Source organism: Nonomuraea sp. NPDC049486 (genome assembly GCF_040676925.1).
GTDB lineage: Bacteria > Actinomycetota > Actinomycetes > Streptosporangiales > Streptosporangiaceae > Nonomuraea > Nonomuraea ferruginea.
Window position 1 is genome coordinate 99873 of the sequence record NZ_JBFAPV010000019.1, and the last position, 16663, is coordinate 116535.

General features: G+C 73.8%; 14 protein-coding genes. 13 read left to right on the plus strand and 1 reads right to left on the minus strand.

Annotated elements, in window-relative coordinates; translation table 11 throughout:
* Positions 1-19 precede the first annotated feature (19 nt).
* Positions 20-607, plus strand: a complete 588-nt coding sequence (locus tag AB0K05_RS38740; RefSeq protein WP_364236116.1) for a TetR/AcrR family transcriptional regulator — start codon at positions 20-22, stop codon at positions 605-607.
* Between the two features lie 637 nt (positions 608-1244).
* Here the strand turns inward: AB0K05_RS38740 and AB0K05_RS38745 are convergent.
* The gene (locus tag AB0K05_RS38745) at positions 1245-4748 is read right to left on the minus strand and encodes a BTAD domain-containing putative transcriptional regulator (protein ID WP_364236119.1); all 3504 of its coding nucleotides are present in this window, start codon (positions 4746-4748) and stop codon (positions 1245-1247) included.
* Between the two features lie 121 nt (positions 4749-4869).
* Here AB0K05_RS38745 and AB0K05_RS38750 point away from each other — a divergent pair, with 121 nt between their 5' ends.
* The 12 genes from AB0K05_RS38750 (at position 4870) to AB0K05_RS38805 (ending at position 16617) form a co-directional block, all read left to right on the plus strand.
* Entirely contained in the window at positions 4870-5280 is a 411-nt protein-coding gene (locus AB0K05_RS38750) for a YciI family protein (RefSeq protein WP_246640304.1), read from the plus strand.
* Positions 5277-6512, plus strand: coding sequence for a sigma-70 family RNA polymerase sigma factor (locus tag AB0K05_RS38755; RefSeq protein ID WP_364236121.1), 1236 nt, complete (start codon positions 5277-5279; stop codon positions 6510-6512). Before AB0K05_RS38750 ends, AB0K05_RS38755 begins: the two co-directional genes overlap by 4 nt.
* Before the next feature lie 73 nt (positions 6513-6585).
* Positions 6586-6771: a hypothetical protein gene (locus AB0K05_RS38760; protein WP_148031653.1), complete on the plus strand. Its 186-nt coding sequence runs from the start codon at positions 6586-6588 to the stop codon at positions 6769-6771.
* Positions 6768-7112 carry a metalloregulator ArsR/SmtB family transcription factor gene (locus AB0K05_RS38765; RefSeq protein ID WP_148031654.1) on the plus strand — a complete coding sequence of 115 codons (345 nt, stop codon included), beginning with the start codon at positions 6768-6770 and terminating at the stop codon, positions 7110-7112. Before AB0K05_RS38760 ends, AB0K05_RS38765 begins: the two co-directional genes overlap by 4 nt.
* 56 nt (positions 7113-7168) lie before the next feature.
* Positions 7169-8791 carry a SulP family inorganic anion transporter gene (locus AB0K05_RS38770; protein WP_364236199.1) on the plus strand — a complete coding sequence of 541 codons (1623 nt, stop codon included), beginning with the start codon at positions 7169-7171 and terminating at the stop codon, positions 8789-8791.
* An 83-nt stretch (positions 8792-8874) separates the two neighbouring features.
* Positions 8875-10482 carry an FAD-dependent oxidoreductase gene (locus AB0K05_RS38775; protein WP_364236125.1) on the plus strand — a complete coding sequence of 536 codons (1608 nt, stop codon included), beginning with the start codon at positions 8875-8877 and terminating at the stop codon, positions 10480-10482.
* A gap of 17 nt (positions 10483-10499) precedes the next feature.
* Complete coding sequence (locus AB0K05_RS38780; RefSeq protein WP_364236127.1) at positions 10500-11558, plus strand: pyridoxal-phosphate dependent enzyme; 1059 nt, start codon at positions 10500-10502, stop codon at positions 11556-11558.
* Between the two features lie 47 nt (positions 11559-11605).
* Positions 11606-12295 carry a response regulator transcription factor gene (locus AB0K05_RS38785; protein ID WP_219546311.1) on the plus strand — a complete coding sequence of 230 codons (690 nt, stop codon included), beginning with the start codon at positions 11606-11608 and terminating at the stop codon, positions 12293-12295.
* Positions 12292-13731, plus strand: a complete 1440-nt coding sequence (locus AB0K05_RS38790) for an ATP-binding protein (protein WP_364236131.1) — start codon at positions 12292-12294, stop codon at positions 13729-13731. The genes AB0K05_RS38785 and AB0K05_RS38790 overlap by 4 nt, the downstream gene beginning before the upstream one ends.
* A 53-nt stretch (positions 13732-13784) precedes the next feature.
* Complete coding sequence (locus AB0K05_RS38795; RefSeq protein ID WP_364236134.1) at positions 13785-14543, plus strand: polyphosphate polymerase domain-containing protein; 759 nt, start codon at positions 13785-13787, stop codon at positions 14541-14543.
* Entirely contained in the window at positions 14540-15226 is a 687-nt protein-coding gene (locus AB0K05_RS38800; RefSeq protein WP_246640289.1) for a DUF4956 domain-containing protein, read from the plus strand. Before AB0K05_RS38795 ends, AB0K05_RS38800 begins: the two co-directional genes overlap by 4 nt.
* Positions 15223-16617, plus strand: a complete 1395-nt coding sequence (locus tag AB0K05_RS38805) for a CotH kinase family protein (protein ID WP_364236136.1) — start codon at positions 15223-15225, stop codon at positions 16615-16617. Before AB0K05_RS38800 ends, AB0K05_RS38805 begins: the two co-directional genes overlap by 4 nt.
* The last annotated feature ends 46 nt before the right edge of the window (positions 16618-16663 follow it).

Consider the following 16663-nt stretch of genomic DNA (forward strand, 5'->3'; position numbering starts at 1 on the left):
AACGCAACTGGAGTAGACTTTGGACAAACGTCCCGGCGGTCGCAGCGCCCGCGTGCGCGACGCCGTACGACAGGCGACCCTCACCGAGCTGGCCGAGCACGGCTACAGCAGGTTGACGGTGGAGAACGTGGCGATCCGCTCGGGCGTGCACAAAACCACCGTGTACCGGCGATGGGGCAGCGCGGAGGGCCTGATCGCCGACGCGCTCGAACTGGCCAGGGAGGAGCCGTGGCCGCTGCCCGACACCGGCTCACTCCGCGAGGACCTGCGGGAGATCGCCGGGCTGGTGCGAAGCGGGTTCGCCGATCCGGTCGCCGGGCCGATCTCCGCCGCATTCGTGTCGGCCGCCGTACAGAGCACCGGGCCCGCGCAGGCGCTGCACGACTTCTTCGCCGCCCGCCACGAACAGGCAGCCGAAGTGGTGCGGCGGGCGGTCGCGCGGGGCGAGCTCCCTGCGGACACTGACGTGGCAGACGTGATCAGAACGGCCGTCGCGCCCATCTACTACCGGCTGTTCATCACCCACGAACCGGTCACCGAACGCGACGCTGAACGTGCGGCGGATGCTGCCCTCGCCGCCGCCCGCGCCGGCGTTCTGCACTCCTGACGCCCGATACGCAGGGGGTGGAGAAGCTTCAGGGGTGGAAAGGAAGCCGCAACGGGGGCCGTTGCGCGTCCGGACAGGCTCGCATGCGTGGCGAACACGCGGCACTCACCGGGCCCCTCCCTGGTCAGTCGCTGCGCATCGACGAAGCAGCGGCCCTTCCCTCACCGCCGGTCGTGTTGTCCGGCCGACTGATAGCGGTACTACGGCCGGGCCTCCTGGCAGCTACCCGGGCCGGACTTCCACCGGCGAGCGACGACGAGCCCACGAACAACCGGATCCACCAGTACGTCACGGCTTCACCTCCTGCTCTGCTGGACGCACGGAAAAGCCTCACTGATCGTGGTGCGACGTGGTGAGCTGACCGACAAGGCGTGGTCGCGGATCGAGCCGTTGCTGCCGGTGACCGATGGCCGGGTTGTCCCTGGCGCGATCACCGGCAGGTGGTCGACGGCATTTTGTGGCGGCTGCGCCCATCAACACGCGGCCGGAGCCCGCAAAAGGGGGACGACGGCGGGACGATCGATACGAAGCAATCGCAAAACCGGCAGGCGCTCGGACGATCCCGCAGCGGACTGACCACCAAGCTGCATCTGCTCGTCGAAGCCCGCGTCCGCCACACCGAATTGTCAGGCACTCCCTAGGGGGCCGGGCGCCCGCCTGGGTCGTCGGAGGCTTCCGCCGCGCGCGGGACACGGATCAGCTCCTCCACCCTGGCGCTGATCAGCGCGAGCGCCTCGTCCGGGGTGCGGCCGCGGGCGTAGGCGGTCTCGTACCGCCGCGCGCCGAGGGCGGCGCGGAGTTCGGGGGCGAGGCGTACGAGGTCGTGGTCGAGCGCTTCGAGGGCGCCGATCAGGACGTGGGCGGCGCCGAGCAGCTCAGCCGCCTCGATCCGGCGGCCCTGGAACGCCAGGAGGTGTGCCAGGTGGGCGGCGGTGATGGCGGCCAGTGACGGCTCTCCTGCGCAGGCGTCGAAGGCCCGGGCGAAGCGCTCCCCGGCCCGCACCGGGTCGTCCCGCTCCATGGCCAGTCTGGCCCGCGCGCACGCGAGCGTGACGGCGAAGACGGGGTCCTCGGACGGCCGGAGACGCGCTTCGGCCTGCTCGTAATGGGCCTCCGCGCCCGCCAGGTCGCCGTCTCGGCGGGCCAGGTCGCCGAGCGTGACCCGGATGTAGACCGGCAGGCCGTCGGGAACGCCCGGCAGCGCGGCCAGCGTTTCGAGCTCGGCGCGGGCGGTCGCCGTGTCGCCCGCGCGGGCCCGGGCCTCGGCCAGCCACACCCGCTGGGACGCGGCCTCGTCGGACGGGTCCAGCTCCCGCAGCAGCCGCACCGCCTCCTCCAGCGCGGCCACCGCCTCCCCGTACGCGCCCCCGTTCGTCAGCACGTCGGCCAGCGACGTCAGCGCCCACGCCAGCCCGGCCCGTTCCCCGCCGGCGCGGAACCCGGCGACCGCCACCTCCAGATCGTGGCCCATGCCCCCGGCGTCGCCCGCATTTCCCCGCAGAACGGCTCTGACGAGCCGCAGCATCGCCCTCGTCCAGGCGTCGGGATGCGACAGCCGCCGCTCGATCGCGTCCAGCGCCGCCGCCTCGTCCCCGCACGCGGCAGCCAGCACCGGCTCGACCAGGACGACGAGCGGATGCCCCGAAAACCACCCGGACTCGGCTCCGGGACGCCGCTCCCCCTGCTCCGGAATCAGGCCGGGTTCCGGGTGGCCGGGTGCTTCCTCCGGCAGCAGGTGGCGGACGTGGGCGGCGTCCCGCGCGTCCATTTCCAGGCCCGCCCAGGTGGTGGACGCCAGCAGGTGGAGGGCGGCCGTCACGGCCCTGGCCTCGGCGGGGGCGCGGCCGGGGGTGTCCAGGGCCAGGCGCGTCCAGGATTCCATGGCCGCCCGGTCGCCTCGTACCAGCCAGAACACCCCCAGCGCCACGCAGAGCCGCAGCGCTCCCGCGGCGTCGCCGGTCTCATGCGCGAAGCGGAGGGCGGCGAGCAGGTTGCCGCGTTCGGCGGCGAGCCGGGTGATCCACCGGAGCTGCCCGGCCTCGCGCAGCTCCGGTTCGGCGCGGGCGGCCAGGCCGGAGAAGTAGGCGGCGTGCGCGGCGCGCACCCGGGCGAGCTCCCCGGACTCGACCAGCTCGCGCAGCCCGTACTCCCTGATCGTCTCCAGCATCCGGTAGCGCTCGCCGTCGAACCGCAGCAGCGACCGGTCGGCGAGGGCCGCCAGCAGGTCAGGGCGGGCGGCGGCGACCGCCTCCGCGCTCTCCACGGTGATGCCGCCGGGGAAGGCCGCCAGCCTGCGGGCCAGCCGCCGCTCGTCCTCGTCCAGCAGGTCCCACGTCCAGGCGACCACCGCGCGCAGCGTACGGTGCCTCGGCTCGGCGGCCCTGCTGACCCCCGAGAGCAGGGCGAACCGGTCGTCCAGCCGGGCCGCCAGCTCGTCCAGCGGGAACGAGCGGAGCCGGGCCGCGGCCAGCTCGATCGCCAGCGGGAGGCCGTCCAGCCGCCGGCACACCTCGTCCACCAGTCCCGGGTCGCGCACCGTGAACCCCGGCCGCGCGGCCGCCGCCCGCTCGGCGAACAGCCGCGCCGCCGCCTCCGGCTCCAGCGGCGGCACCTGCAGCACGGTCTCCCCCGGCACGCCCAGCGGCTCCCGGCTGGTGGCGAGCACGCGCAGCCCCGGCGCGCGGCCCAGCAGGTACGTGACCACCCTGGCCACCTCGCCGGCCACCCGCTCACAACCGTCGAGCACCAGCAGCGACCCCGACAACGCCTCGGCCACCCGATCGAGCAACCGCCCCCCGCCGAACGCCCCCTCACGCACCCCGGCCACCCGCGCGAGAGCGACCACGACCCCGCCCTCCCCAGCATCCGGGAAGGGCCCCGCACGCCCCCGCTCGGGTGGAGGCGAAGCACCAGCGGATCCGGCAGCGCTGCTCCCGTGGGACCGAAGAGCCTCGCGGGCCTGAGACGGAGAGCTCTCGGCCGCAAGGTCCCCCACGGATCGAGGGGCGCCCCCGGCCGCGCTGCTCTCTCTGGGCTGAGGGGTGTCATGGGAAACGTCATGGGACGGGAAGCCGCCGGCCGCGCCGGGCTCGGGGGTGTCGCGGAAGCCGTCGTGGGGCGGAGAGCCGCCCGCTGCGGGCCGGGCGAGGTCAGGGGAGCCCGCTGTGCCGGGCTCGGAAGGTGCCGTGGGTGCGCGTTCCGGGGCGGTGGGGTCGCTCGTCGGCTCGCCCAGGGGGGACAGCTCGACCAGCCAGGCCGTGGGCGTGTGGCCGGCGACCTCGATGGCCAGGCGGGTCTTGCCGACGCCGCCCGGCCCCGTGAGCGTCACCAGCCGACCGGCACGCAGCGCCTCGGCCGTCGCCGCCGCGTCGTCCTCCCGTCCCACCAGGGACGTGAGCGGGGAGGGCAGGTTGCCGGAGCGCGGACGCGGCTCGTCGCGCAGCAGCTCCAGGTGGATCTCGCGCAGCTCGGGCCCGGGGTCGGTGCCCAGTTCGTCGGCCAGGAGCCGGCGGACGTCCTCGTACGCGGACAGGGCCTCGGCCCGCCTGCCCTCCGCGTGCAGGGCCCTGATGAGCAGACCGCGCAGCCTCTCCCGCAGCGGGTGCGCGGCCGCGAGCGCTTCCAGCTCGGCGACCAGCCCTTCGGACCGTCCGACGGCGAGCGACGCCTGCGCGTGGTCCTCGCGGGCCGCCAGCCGCAGCTCCTCCAGCCGCCGCCGCACCGGCTCGGGCACCTCGCCGGGCAGGTCGCCCCGCCACAGCCCGAGCCCCTCCCCCAGCAGCCGCAGCGCCGCCTCCGGCCGGCCGCCGGTCAGGGCCCGCCGCCCCTCTCCTGCGAGCCGCTCGAACCGGCGCGCGTCCACCGCGTCCGCCTCGACGTCGAGCCGGTAGCCGCCGTCCGCCGACACCAGCAGCCCGGCGGGCAGCGCCCGCCGCAGCCGGGACACCAGCGAGTGCAGCGAGTTGACCGGATCGCCCGGCGCCCCTTCGGGCCACAGCGCCTCGGCGAGCGCCCCCGCCGTCACGGTGCGCCCGGCGTCGAGCGCGAGCCGGGCCAGCAGCGTACGCAGCCGTCCACCGCCGACGGGCACCCGCTCCCCGCCGGCCACGACCTCGACCGGCCCGAGAATGTGCACCCGCATGCCCTCCAACGTAGTGCCCTGGCGCCCGGTAAAACTTCCGAGAAGGATGTGTCCGGACGGGGCGGGCGGCTCCGACGTCTCCGGTGAAAGGCATCGAGAGAAGGAGAAACCCGTGAAGTACATGATCATGCTGTACGGCTCGCAGCGGGACTACGACATGCTCACCGGCAAGGCCGTCGACGGCAGGCCCGCCTGGACGCAGGAGGAGATCGGCGCCCTGCACGCGTTCATGGGCAAGTGGAACGGCGACCTGGTCGAGTCCGGCGAGTTCGTCGACGCCCAGGGGCTGAACTCCCCGATGCTCACCCGGCGGGTGCGGCTGAAGGACGGGGTACCGGTCGTCACCGACGGCCCGTACGCCGAGACGCAGGAGGTCCTGGCCGGTTACACGATCGTGGAGTGCGACAGCTTCGACCGGGCGACGGAGGTCGCCGCGAGGCTGGCCGGCGCGCCGTACCCCTACGCCGCGCTCGACTCCGAGTGGCATGTGGACGTGCGGCCCATCCACGGCGGGGTGGACGAGATCGAGTGACTCCAGGCGGGGTCGAGGACCTGCTGCGCGAGCTGGCGCCGCAGGTCCTCGGCGCGCTCGTGCGCCGCTACGGCCACTTCGACACGGCCGAGGACGCCGTCCAGGAGGCGCTGCTCGCGGCGTCCCGGCAGTGGCCGGCGGAGGGCGTGCCGGACAGTCCGCGCGGCTGGCTGATCACCGTGGCCGCGCGCAGGCTCACCGACCTGCTCCGGGCCGAGCAGGCGCGGCGGCGCCGCGAGGACGTCGTAGCCGCGTGGCGGCTGCCCGAGGAGTGGCTGGCCCCGCCGGCCGACCGGCCGCCGCAGAGTGCCGACGACACGCTGGTGCTGCTGTTCATGTGCTGCCACCCGTCGCTGTCGCCGGCCTCGCAGATCGCGCTGACCCTGCGCGCGGTGGGCGGCCTGACCACGGCGGAGATCGCCCGGGCGTTCCTGGTGCCGGAGCCGACCATGACCAGACGCATCACCCGGGCCAAGCGGCAGATCAGGGAGAGCGGCATCCCGTTCGGCCTGCCGCCCGCCGCCGAACGGGCCGAGCGGCTGCGGGCGGTGCTGCACGTGCTCTACCTGATCTTCAACGAGGGGTACGCGAGCACGTCGGGCCCCCGGCTGCGGCGGGACGAGCTGTCGGCGGAGGCCATCCGGCTGACCCGCGTCGTGCGCCGGCTGGTGCCGGACGATCCGGAGGTGACCGGGCTGCTGGCGCTCATGCTGCTCACCGACGCCCGCCGCCCGGCCCGTACCTCTCCCGACGGGGCGCTGGTCCCGATGGCCGAGCAGGACCGCGACCGGTGGGACGCCGGGCTGGTCGCCGAGGGCGTCGCGCTGGTCTCCGAGGCGCTGCCGCGCGGCCCGACCGGCCCGTACCAGCTCCAGGCGGCGATTGCCGCCGTGCACGACGAGGCGCCCAGCGCCGCGGAGACCGACTGGCCGCAGATCGTGGCCCTGTACGAGCTGCTGCTGCGGGTCTCCGACACCCCGGTCGTCAGGCTCAACCACACCGTCGCCGTCGCCATGGCCCGCGGCCCGCACGAAGGGCTGGAGCTGCTCGGCGAGCTGGCCGCCGACGAGCGCATCGCCGGCGACCACCGGACGCACGCCGTCCGCGCCCACCTGCTGGAGATGGCGGGTGACCGGAAGGCGGCGCGCGAGGCGTACGAGGAGGCGGCGCGCCGCGCCGGCAGTCTGCCCCAGCAGCGGTACCTGAACGGGCGCGCTGCCCGGCTTGAGTGAATGACTTCAATTGCGAATGTTCGCAATTGCTGAGGTACCCTTCCTCATGTCGGACGTAGATATGGGGTGAGATGTGAGCGGGCCTTTCGCCGCCGCCATCAGGGAACGGGCACGCCAGGCGCACGCGGCGCTGGAGACGGCGCGCGCCGAAGACGACCCGGAGGCGCTGATCGTCGCCGAGGGCGAGTGGGACGACGTGAGGCGGATGGCCCGCGAGCACGACATCGAGCTCGGCCCGGAAGGCACGGTGGCCGAGTGAGGTCGGTGCCGCTCTACGAGGCCAAGGCGGAGCTGTTCCGCCTCCTCGGTCATCCCGTGCGGATCCGCGTCCTGGAGCTGCTGCAGGAGCGCCCCATGCCGGTGCGCGACCTGCTGGCCGCCATCGAGGTCGAGCCGACCGGGCTCTCGCAGCACCTGGCCGTGCTGCGCCGCTCCGGCATGGTGACCGCCCAGCGCGACGGCTCCACTGTCGTCTACTCCCTGGCCGGCGGCGACGTGGCGGAGCTGCTGCGGGCCGCCCGCCAGCTGCTGACCCAGCTGCTCACCGGGCAGCACGAGCTGCTGAGCGAGCTGTTGCAGGCGGAGACCAAGACCCGGTGAACCAGTTCTTCTCCTCGGTGCGTTCTCTCCTGCCCGCCCGCGCCGACCTGGTCGCGATGACCCGCCGCCCGCGACGCGACCTGCTCGCCGGGCTCACCGTCGCGATCGTGGCGCTGCCGCTGGCGCTCGGCTTCGGCATCTCGTCCGGCATGGGCGCGGAGGCGGGCCTGGCGACCGCAGTGGTCGCCGGCGCGCTGGCGGCCGTGTTCGGCGGCTCGGGGCTGCAGGTGTCCGGGCCGACCGGGGCGATGACCGTGGTGCTGGTGCCGATCATGGCCCAGCACGGCGCGTCCGGCGTGCTGACCGTCGGCGTGCTGGCCGGCCTCATGCTCATCGCGCTCGCGCTGGCCAAGGCCGGCAAGTACATGGCGCTGGTGCCCGCCCCCGTGGTCGAGGGCTTCACCATCGGCATCGCCTGCGTGATCGGGCTCCAGCAGGTGCCCGCCGCGCTGGGCGTGCCCACGCCGGAGGGCGAGAAGGTCGTCGTCGTCGCCTGGGAGGCCGTGCGGGACTTCGCGGCCCGGCCGCAGTGGTGGGCCGTCGGCATCGCGCTGGCCGTCGCCGCGATCATGATCGTGGGTGCCCGTTGGCGGCCGACCGTGCCGTTCTCGCTGCTGGCCGTGGCCGCCGCCACCGTCGCCGTCGCGCTGGCGGACCTGCCGGTGGCGACGATCGGCGAGCTGCCCGCCGGGCTGCCCGCGCCGTCGATCGGCTTCATCGACCCGGCCGCGCTGTCGTCCCTGATCGCCCCGGCGATCGCGGTCGCCGCGCTGGCCGGGCTGGAGTCGCTGCTGTCGGCGGCGGTGGCCGACGGCATGAGCGTCAACCACAAGCACGACCCGGACCGCGAGCTGTTCGGGCAGGGCCTGGCCAACCTGGTCTCACCCATGTTCGGCGGCGTCCCGGCCACCGGCGCCATCGCCCGCACGGCGGTGAACGTCCGCTCCGGCGCCTCCTCCCGGCTGGCGTCCCTGGCGCACGCCGGCATCCTGGCCGTGATCGTCTACACGGCGGCCGGGCTCGTGGCGAAGATCCCGCTGGCCGCGCTGGCCGGGGTGCTGCTGGCCACGGCCGTGCGGATGGTCGAGGTCGGCTCCGTCAAGGCGATGGTCCGCTCGACCCGCGGCGACGCGGTGGTGCTGGTGCTGACCGCGATCGCCACGCTGGCGCTCGACCTGGTCCAGGCCGTCATCCTCGGCCTGCTCGTGGCCGGGGCCCTGGCGCTGCGGTCGATCGCGCGCAACGTCCGCCTGGACGCGATGCCGATCCACAACGACCTGACCGGCGACCACACCGACCAGGAGCTCGACCTGCTGGCCGAGCACATCGTCGCCTACCGGCTGGACGGGCCGCTGTTCTTCGCCGCCGCGCACCGCTTCCTGCTGGAGCTGTCAGAGGTGGCCCACGTGTCGGTGGTGATCCTGCGCATGTCCCGCGTCACCACCATCGACGCCAGCGGCGCGCTCGTCCTCGGCGACGCCATCGCGCGCCTGCGGCACCGCGGCATCACCGTGTACGTCTCCGGCATCAGGAACGGGCACCACAAGCCGCTGCGCGCGCTGGGCGTGATCGAACGGCTGGCGGAGGAGGGCCGCGTGTTCGCCACCACCCCGGAGGCCATCGCCGCCGCCCGCGACCACCTCCACCACAAGGGCGTCATCCCCGCCACCACCGGCTGAGGCCCCACGGGTTGCCGTTATGGCAAAGATGTTTGCGATCAGGTGGGGTGCGGGCAGACCATTTCCCCGGAAGGGGAGGTGTCATGAGTCGTACGTACGAGGTGGTCGTGGTCGGCGGTGGGGTCGCCGGGCTGAGCGGGGCGGTCACGCTGGCCAGGGCGCGGCGGACGGTGCTGGTGGTGGACTCGGGCCGGTCGCGCGAGGAGCCCGCGATCCCGGGCGTGGGGCGGGAAGAGGTGGCGCGGTACGGGGGCGAGGTCGCCGACGGGACGGTCACCGAGGTCGGGCGGGTGGACGGCGGCTTCCGTGTCGCGCTGGCCGGCGGTTCCTCGGTGGTGGCGCGGCGGCTGCTGGTGGCCACCGGGGTGAGCGAGGAACTGCCCGGCGTGCCCGGCCTGGCCGGGCGGTGGGGGCGGGACGTCGTGCACTGCCCGGACCGCCACGGCTGGGAGATGCGTGACCGGCGCGTCGCCGTGCTCGCCACCGGCCCGATCGCGGCGCACCAGGCGCTGACGTGGCGGCAGTGGAGCGCGGACGTCACGCTGTTCCTGCACACCGCCCCCGAGCCTGCGGGCGAGGAGTACGAGCGGCTGGCCGCCCGTGACATCGCCCTGGTCAACGGGAAGGTCACCGGCCTGGAGGTGACCGGAGACGCGCTCACCGGCGTCACCATGGCCGACGGGCGGGTCATCGCCTGCGAGGTGCTGGTGGTCGCCCCGCGCGCATCCGCCCAGGCCGGCTTCCTCGCCGGGCTCGGCCTGGAGACCGAGGAGCAGCGGGTGGCCGGCGTCCCGGCCGGCGTGCGGCTGGCCGCCGACGCCACGGGCGCGACCGGTGTGCCGGGGGTGTGGGCGGCGGGCGGCGTCACCGACGTGACCGAGACCGCGCTCGGCGCCGCCGCCGCGGGCGTCCGCGCGGCCCGTGCGGTCAACGCCGACCTGATCGCCGAGGAGGCCCGCCACGCGGCCGAGACCCGTCCCGTCCCGTTCTCCGCCGAGGCGGAGCGCGGGGTCTCCGAAGGCGTGCAGAAGCGGCGCCTGCACAACAGGTACGCGGCGGACCAGGAGATGTCCGGTCAGCAGTGGTGGGACGCCCGCTACAGCGGGAGCACCCGGGTCTGGAGCGGCCGGCCGAACATGATCCTTTCCAGGGAGGTCCCGGCGCTGACCCCCGGCACCGCGCTCGACCTGGGGTGCGGTGAGGGCGGCGACGCGATCTGGCTCGCCGGTCAGGGCTGGCGCGTCACCGCGGCCGACATCTCGGGCGTGGCGCTGGAGCGCGCGGCCCGGTTCGCCGCCGAGGCAGGGGTGGCCGATGCGATCGACTTCCAGCGGCACGACTTCGGCGCGTCCTTCCCCGCGGGCACCTACGACCTGGTCTCGGCGCACTACCTGCACTCGTACCAGGATCTGCCGCGCGAGCGGATCCTGCGCGCGGCAGCCGGTGCGGTCGCGCCCGGCGGTGTGCTGCTGATCGTCGGCCACGCCGGGTGGCCGTCCTGGCAGGACGACCACCCGGACGTGCACCTACCGTCCGCGCGGGAGGTGCTGGACTCGCTGGAGCTGGCGGAGGGCGAGTGGGAGGTGGAGCTGTGCGAGGAGTTCGAGCGCGCCCAGGACGCGCCCGACGGCACCCCCGGCACCCGCACCGACAACGTGCTCAAGATCCGCCGACTGGACCCGGGCCGATGATCACGCGACCATGAGATGTGCTCACATCGTTCTGGTACGCCAATCCCGCCGCCCGCCACTGGAGCTGTGCGCTCCCGTCGGACCAGGCCAGGAAACTCCACGCCAAGCTGCCCGGCTACTCCCCCACCCCCCTCACCGAGCTGCCCGCGCTGGCCGGAGACCTGGGCGTGGGGCGGGTGCTGGTCAAGGACGAGTCGTCACGGCTGGGGCTGCCGGCGTTCAAGGCGCTGGGGGCGTCCTGGGCGATCCACCGCATCCTGGAACGGCGGGAGGGGCCGCTGACGCTGGTCACCGCCACCGACGGCAACCACGGCAGGGCCGTCGCCCGGATGGCCCGGCTGCTCGGGCAGCGGGCGCGGGTGTTCACCCCGGGCGGCGTGCACCCCGAGGCCGTGGCGGCCATCGCCGCCGAGGGCGCCGAGGTGACCGAGGTGCGCGGCAGCTACGACGAGGCGGTGCAGCGGGCGGCGTCGGCCGCCGGGGAGCCGGGCGCGGTGCTCGTGCAGGACACGGCCTGGGCCGGGTACGAGGAGACGCCCGGCTGGATCGTGGAAGGGTACGCGACCCTCTTCGCGGAGCTGGACGAGCAGCTCGGGGAGGCTCCCGGGCTGGTGGCGGTCCCGGCGGGCGTCGGCTCCCTGGCCCAGGCGGCGGTCGCCCACTACCGGGCCCGGCCGGGCGGCACCGCCGTCATGACCGTGGAGCCGGAGACCGCCGCGTGCGTGCTGGCCAGCCTGCTGGAGCGGCGGCCGGTGCGCGTCGAGACCGGCGACACCATCATGGCGGGGCTCAACTGCGGCACCCCGTCCAGCCTGGCCTGGCCGTACCTGCGTGACGGCCTGGACGCGGCCGTCGCCGTCGGGGACGCCGACAGCACCCGCGCCGCGAGAGAGCTCCTGGCTCTGGGCGTCGACGCGGGACCGTGCGGCGCGGCCTCGCTGGCCGGGGCCCGGGCCGCCCTGGACTCCGACGAGCGCCGCGCGTCGCTCGGCGTGCGGCCGGGCTCCACGGTGGTGCTGCTCAACACGGAAGGGACCACGGCGAACCCGGCGCTCTGCCCCGCGGGCAAGGACTGACCGCGGCTTTCAGCGGACTCTCAGACAGTGCCGGTATCCAGGAGGCCATGGACGCGAAGGTGCTGGTCGTCGACGACGAGCCGAACATCCGCGAGCTGCTCTCCGAGGCGCTGCTGCTCAACGGCTTCACCGTGACCACCGCGTCCAGCGGGTGGCGCGCGATGGACGCGGTGGCGCGGGAGAGGCCGGACATCGTGGTGCTCGACGTGATGCTCCCCGATCTGGACGGGTTCGCGGTCGCCCGGCGGCTGCGGGAGCGCGGCGAGAGCCCGATGGTGCTGTTCCTGACCGCCAAGGACGCGGTGTCCGACCGGATCGCCGGGCTCACCGCGGGTGGCGACGACTACGTGACGAAGCCGTTCAGCCTGGAGGAGGTGGTGCTGCGGGTCCGGGCGATCCTGCGCCGCGCCCGCCCGCCGGAGGACCGCGCGGGCGACGGCGTGCTCCGCTACGCGGACCTGGAGCTGGACGAGGAGGCGCACCAGGTGCGGCGGGCGGGCCGGGCCATCCACCTGTCGCCGACCGAGTTCAGCCTGCTCCGCTACCTGATGGTCAACGCCGAGCGGGTGGTGTCGAAGGGGCAGATCCTCGAAAGCGTGTGGGACTACGACTTCGACGGCGACAGCCGGATCGTCGAGTCGTACATCAGCTACCTGCGGCGCAAGATCGACGTGCTCGGCCCGCCGCTGATCCACACGCTGCGCGGCGTCGGCTACCGGTTGCGGGACCCGTCATGAGACGGGTCGTGAACCGGCCGTGGCCGCTGCGGCACCGGTTGCTGGCGGCGCTGGTCGGCCTGTCCGCCGCCGGGCTGGCGATCTTCGCGGTGTCCGGGGTGCTGCTGCTGGACCGTTCGCTGATGGCGCGGGCGGACGGCCAGCTCGCCGAGTTCGCCGACCGGGTCGGCAGGCGCCCGCCGCCGATCGCGCCGCCGCCGCGCCCTGACGAGGTGCGGGTGCCCACCCGGTTCGACGTGGACATCTACAGCCCGGCGGGGACGCTGCTGGAGGACGTGCCCACCGGCGCCCAGGACGGCCCGGCCGTGCCCGCCGAGCTCGTCGCCGGGCCGCCGCGCGGCCCGTTCACCGTGCCGGGCGAGGACGGCACGGGCGATTGGCGGGTGCTCGTCGTCCCGCTGCCGGACGGCAACCGGGCGGCGGTGTCGATGTCGCTGGAGTCCGACGACTCCACCGTGCGGGAGCTGCTGGTCATCCAGCTCGCGGCGGGCGGGCTGGTGCTGGGCCTGCTCGCCGCCGCCGCCCTGGCGGTGGTGCGGCTCGGGCTGCGCCCGCTCACCCGGATGGAGCGTACGGCCGAGGCCATCGCGGCCGGCGACATCGACCGCAGGGTCGCCGACAGCGACCCGCGCACCGAGACGGGCCGGCTCGGCACGGCGCTCAACGTGATGCTCGAACGCCTGGCCCGCGCGCTGCGCGAGCGCGAGCGCTCCGAGCGGCGGCTGCGCCACTTCGTCGCCGACGCCTCGCACGAGCTGCGCACGCCGCTCACCTCCATCCGCGGCTTCGCCGAGCTCTACCAGCACGGCGACGCGCCCAGGGACCCGGCGGCGGAGCGGCTGCTGCGCCGCATCGGGAGCGAGGCCGAGCGGATGGGCGTGCTGGTGGAGGACCTGCTGCTGCTCGCGCGCCTGGACCAGGAGCCCGCGCTGGAGCTGACCACGGCCGACCTGCACGTGCTGGCAGGTGACGTGGTGCACGCCGCGCACGCCCGCGACCGCGACCGTCCGGTCCGCCTGACGCTGTCCGACCGGCCGGTGCGGGTGAGGGGCGACGAGCACCGGCTGCACCAGGTCATCGCCAACCTCGTCGGCAACGCGCTCACCCACACCGCGCCCGGCACCCCGGTGCGGGTGACGGTCGGGCACGCCCGTGTCGGCCCGCCCGAGGGCGTGCACGCCGGGCCGGGGCCGGCTCCGGGCACCGAGGCCGCGCTGGTGGAGGTGGCTGACGAGGGTTCGGGCATCGACGCGGAGCACCTGCCGTACGTGTTCGACCGGTTCTACCGCGCCGATCCGAACCGCTCACGTGACCAGGGCGGCACCGGCCTGGGGCTGGCCATCGCCGCCGCGCTCGTCAGCGCCCACGGCGGCCGGATCGAGGTTTCCAGCTCCGGGCGGGGCACCCGCTTCCGCGTTCTGCTCCCGTCCGCCTGACCCTCACGGCGGGTTCACACACTATTCCCAGGTTCGTCGGGTCACATATCGGCATGCTGCGCCTTTTCAACCGGTACGAGATCAAGTACCTGATGGACGCGGGCCTCGTGGACGAGCTGCGCGCGGAGCTGGAGCGGCGGCTCGACCGGGACCGGCACTGCCCGGACGAGGGCTACGCCATCTGGAGCGCCTACTACGACACCCGGCACCTCCGGTTCTACTGGGAGAAGATCGAGGGCCTGAGGTTCCGCCGCAAGCTGCGCATCCGCCACTACGGCGACCGGTTCTCCGCCGCCGGGGACACGCCCGTGTTCGTGGAGATCAAGCAGCGGGTCAACCGGGTCACCCAGAAGCGGCGGGTACGCGTGCCGTACCTCGACGCGCTGCGGCTGTGCGACGGCCGCGAGATGATCGCCCACGAGCCATCCCAGCGCGCCTTCCTCGAAGAGGTGCTGGACCTGGTCTGCCGCCTGGACCTGCGGGCCACCGCCATGACCGGCTACACCCGCCACGCCTACCTGGGCAGGGACGCCGACACCGGGCTGCGGGTGACGTTCGACCGGCGGGTGCGGGGCCGCGACCGCGACTTCGGCTTCGGCGCCGACGCGCAGAACCGCTTCATCGTCCCGCCGCACAAGGCGATCATGGAGGTCAAGGCGAACGAGCGCGTCCCGTACTGGCTGACCGACCTGACCGCCAAGCGGAACCTGCAGGTCGTGCGGGTCTCCAAGTACTGCCAGAGCATCGAGGCGCACGGGCTGGCCCCGCGCTCCGTCTTCCACGTCCCCGATCATGATCTCTCGGAGGCATGACCCCCATGGACTTCTCGTTCCAGGACCTCTCGGGCACGTTCAGCGTGGCCGACGTCGCCATCGCGATGACGCTGTCGTTCGTGCTCAGCGCCATGATCGGCTGGGTGTACCGGGCGACGCACCGCAACGTCTCCTACAGCCAGTCGTACGTGCAGACGCTGGTCGTCCTCGGCATGCTCATCTCCCTGATCATGCTGGTCGTCGGCTCGAACATCGCCCGCGCGTTCGCCCTGGTCGGCGCCCTGTCGGTGGTCCGGTTCCGCAACGCCATCAAGGAGACCCGCGACGTCGGGTTCATCTTCCTGGTGATGGGCGTCGGCATGGCCGTCGGCACCCGCTTCTACCTGCTGGCGGTCGTCGCCGCGGTGACGATCTCGCTGATCGTCGTGGTGATGCACCGGTTCGACTGGTTCCAGCTGAACGTGCGCCGCCAGGTGGTGAAGGTGCAGGTGCCCGCCGACGAGGACCACACCCACGCCATCCAGGACGTGCTGATCCGCCACACCGACGAGTTCGAGCTGGTCAGCATGGAGTCGATCAGGGGCGGGGCGCTCACCGAGCTGATGTACACGGTGAAGATCAAGAAGGGTGGCGAGCCGGCCGACCTGATGGCGGCCCTGCGCGAACGCAACCACGGCCAGTCGGTCACCGTCCTGACCGGCTACGACCAGACCGACCTGTGACGAGGCTCAGGCGCCGGCTGCCGGTCAGGCTCCGGCAGAACGGGAAGCTCCTCGCCGCCTGCGCGGCCTTCCTGGGCGTGTGCTGGGGGGTGTTCGGCAGCGGCACGGTCCGCCCGTACGCGGTCTCGGTGTCCGGCGTCTCGGCCGTCGTCACCCAGGACGTCACGGGCACCAAGGACCTGTTCGACACCTCCGTCGCGCACGAGATCACGCTCACGTTCCGCGACGAGAGCTACCAGGACATGCTGACCGCGTACGTCAAGGACGGCGAGAAGGAGTACGTCGAAGCGGACCTGACCGTCGACGGCACCACGATCCCGAGCGTCGGCATCCGGCTCAAGGGCAACTCGACGCTGGCGGGGCTCACCTGGAAGGGGCAGAGCGCCGGCCGCCGTCCGGCCGGGAGACCCGGCGGCGAGCGCCCCGAGGGCTTCCGGCCGCCCGACGGTTTCCAGCCTCCTCGCGAGGGCGGCCGGGGGCGCGGCGGCATGGGCGGCTTCGGCGCCGCGCTGAAGGCGGAGGAGCCGGAGACCCTGCCCTGGCTGATCAGCTTCGACGAGTTCGCAGAGGGCCGCCGCTACCAGGGCCACTCGCAGGTCGCCGTCCGCCCCGTGACCGGCCGGGCCCCGACGATGCTCAACGAGGCGCTCGCCATCTCCACCGTCGGCGCCGCGGGCGAACCCACCCAGAGCTTCGCCTACAGCGCGTTCACCGTGAACGGCCGCAGCTCGGCGCCCCGCCTGGTGGTGGAGTACCTCGACGAGGGCTACGCCGAGAACCTGGGCGACGGCGTGCTGTACAAGTCGCTCGCCACCGGTTCCTTCACCTACAAGGGCGAGGACCAGACCCGGTACGCCTCCGACTTCAAACAGGTGAACAAGGTCGGCGGCACCGACCTGCAGCCCGTGATCAACCTGATCCGGTGGGTGGACGAGGCGTCCGACGAGGAGTTCGCGGCCGGGCTGCCCGCACGCCTGGAGGTGGAGTCGTTCGCCCGTTACGTGGCGCTGCAGGAGCTCATGCTCAACTTCGACGACATGAGCGGCCCGGGCAGGAACTACTACCTCTGGTACGACCTGGGCACCCGCAGGTTCCAGGTCGTCACCTGGGACCTCAACTTCGCCTACAGCGGCGACGCGTCCGGCGGCGGGCGGACGGGCGGTCACAAGCTGAAGGCACGCTTCCTGGCGACCCCCGCCTTCAAGAAGCTGTACGAGGAGCAGTACGCCGCACTCCACCGGAAACTCCTGGCCGGCGGCATCCTGTCGGGCCTGCTCGACGACATCGTCCGCGGCTACAAGCTCAACGCCGGAGCCGGCGCGGTCGACGCCGACGCCGAGACGCTCCGCGCCCTCCTGCGCGAGCGCGCCGAGGCGACGAGCGCCGGCTGAACCTGCCTCATACTTCAGGACCAACGGCGAATGAGCTCTCCAGCGG

Excerpts from the sequence above, each read along its gene's own strand:
- AB0K05_RS38745 (WP_364236119.1), bottom strand. The coding sequence starts at position 4,748 with ATGCGGGTGCACATTCTCGGGCCGGTCGAGGTCGTGGCCGGCGGGGAG.
- AB0K05_RS38775 (WP_364236125.1), top strand. The coding sequence starts at position 8,875 with ATGAGTCGTACGTACGAGGTGGTCGTGGTCGGCGGTGGGGTCGCCGGG.
- AB0K05_RS38770 (WP_364236199.1), top strand. The coding sequence starts at position 7,169 with ATGACCCGCCGCCCGCGACGCGACCTGCTCGCCGGGCTCACCGTCGCG.
- AB0K05_RS38800 (WP_246640289.1), top strand. The coding sequence starts at position 14,540 with ATGACCCCCATGGACTTCTCGTTCCAGGACCTCTCGGGCACGTTCAGC.
- AB0K05_RS38790 (WP_364236131.1), top strand. The coding sequence starts at position 12,292 with ATGAGACGGGTCGTGAACCGGCCGTGGCCGCTGCGGCACCGGTTGCTG.
- AB0K05_RS38795 (WP_364236134.1), top strand. The coding sequence starts at position 13,785 with ATGCTGCGCCTTTTCAACCGGTACGAGATCAAGTACCTGATGGACGCG.
- AB0K05_RS38750 (WP_246640304.1), top strand. The coding sequence starts at position 4,870 with ATGATCATGCTGTACGGCTCGCAGCGGGACTACGACATGCTCACCGGC.
- AB0K05_RS38785 (WP_219546311.1), top strand. The coding sequence starts at position 11,606 with ATGGACGCGAAGGTGCTGGTCGTCGACGACGAGCCGAACATCCGCGAG.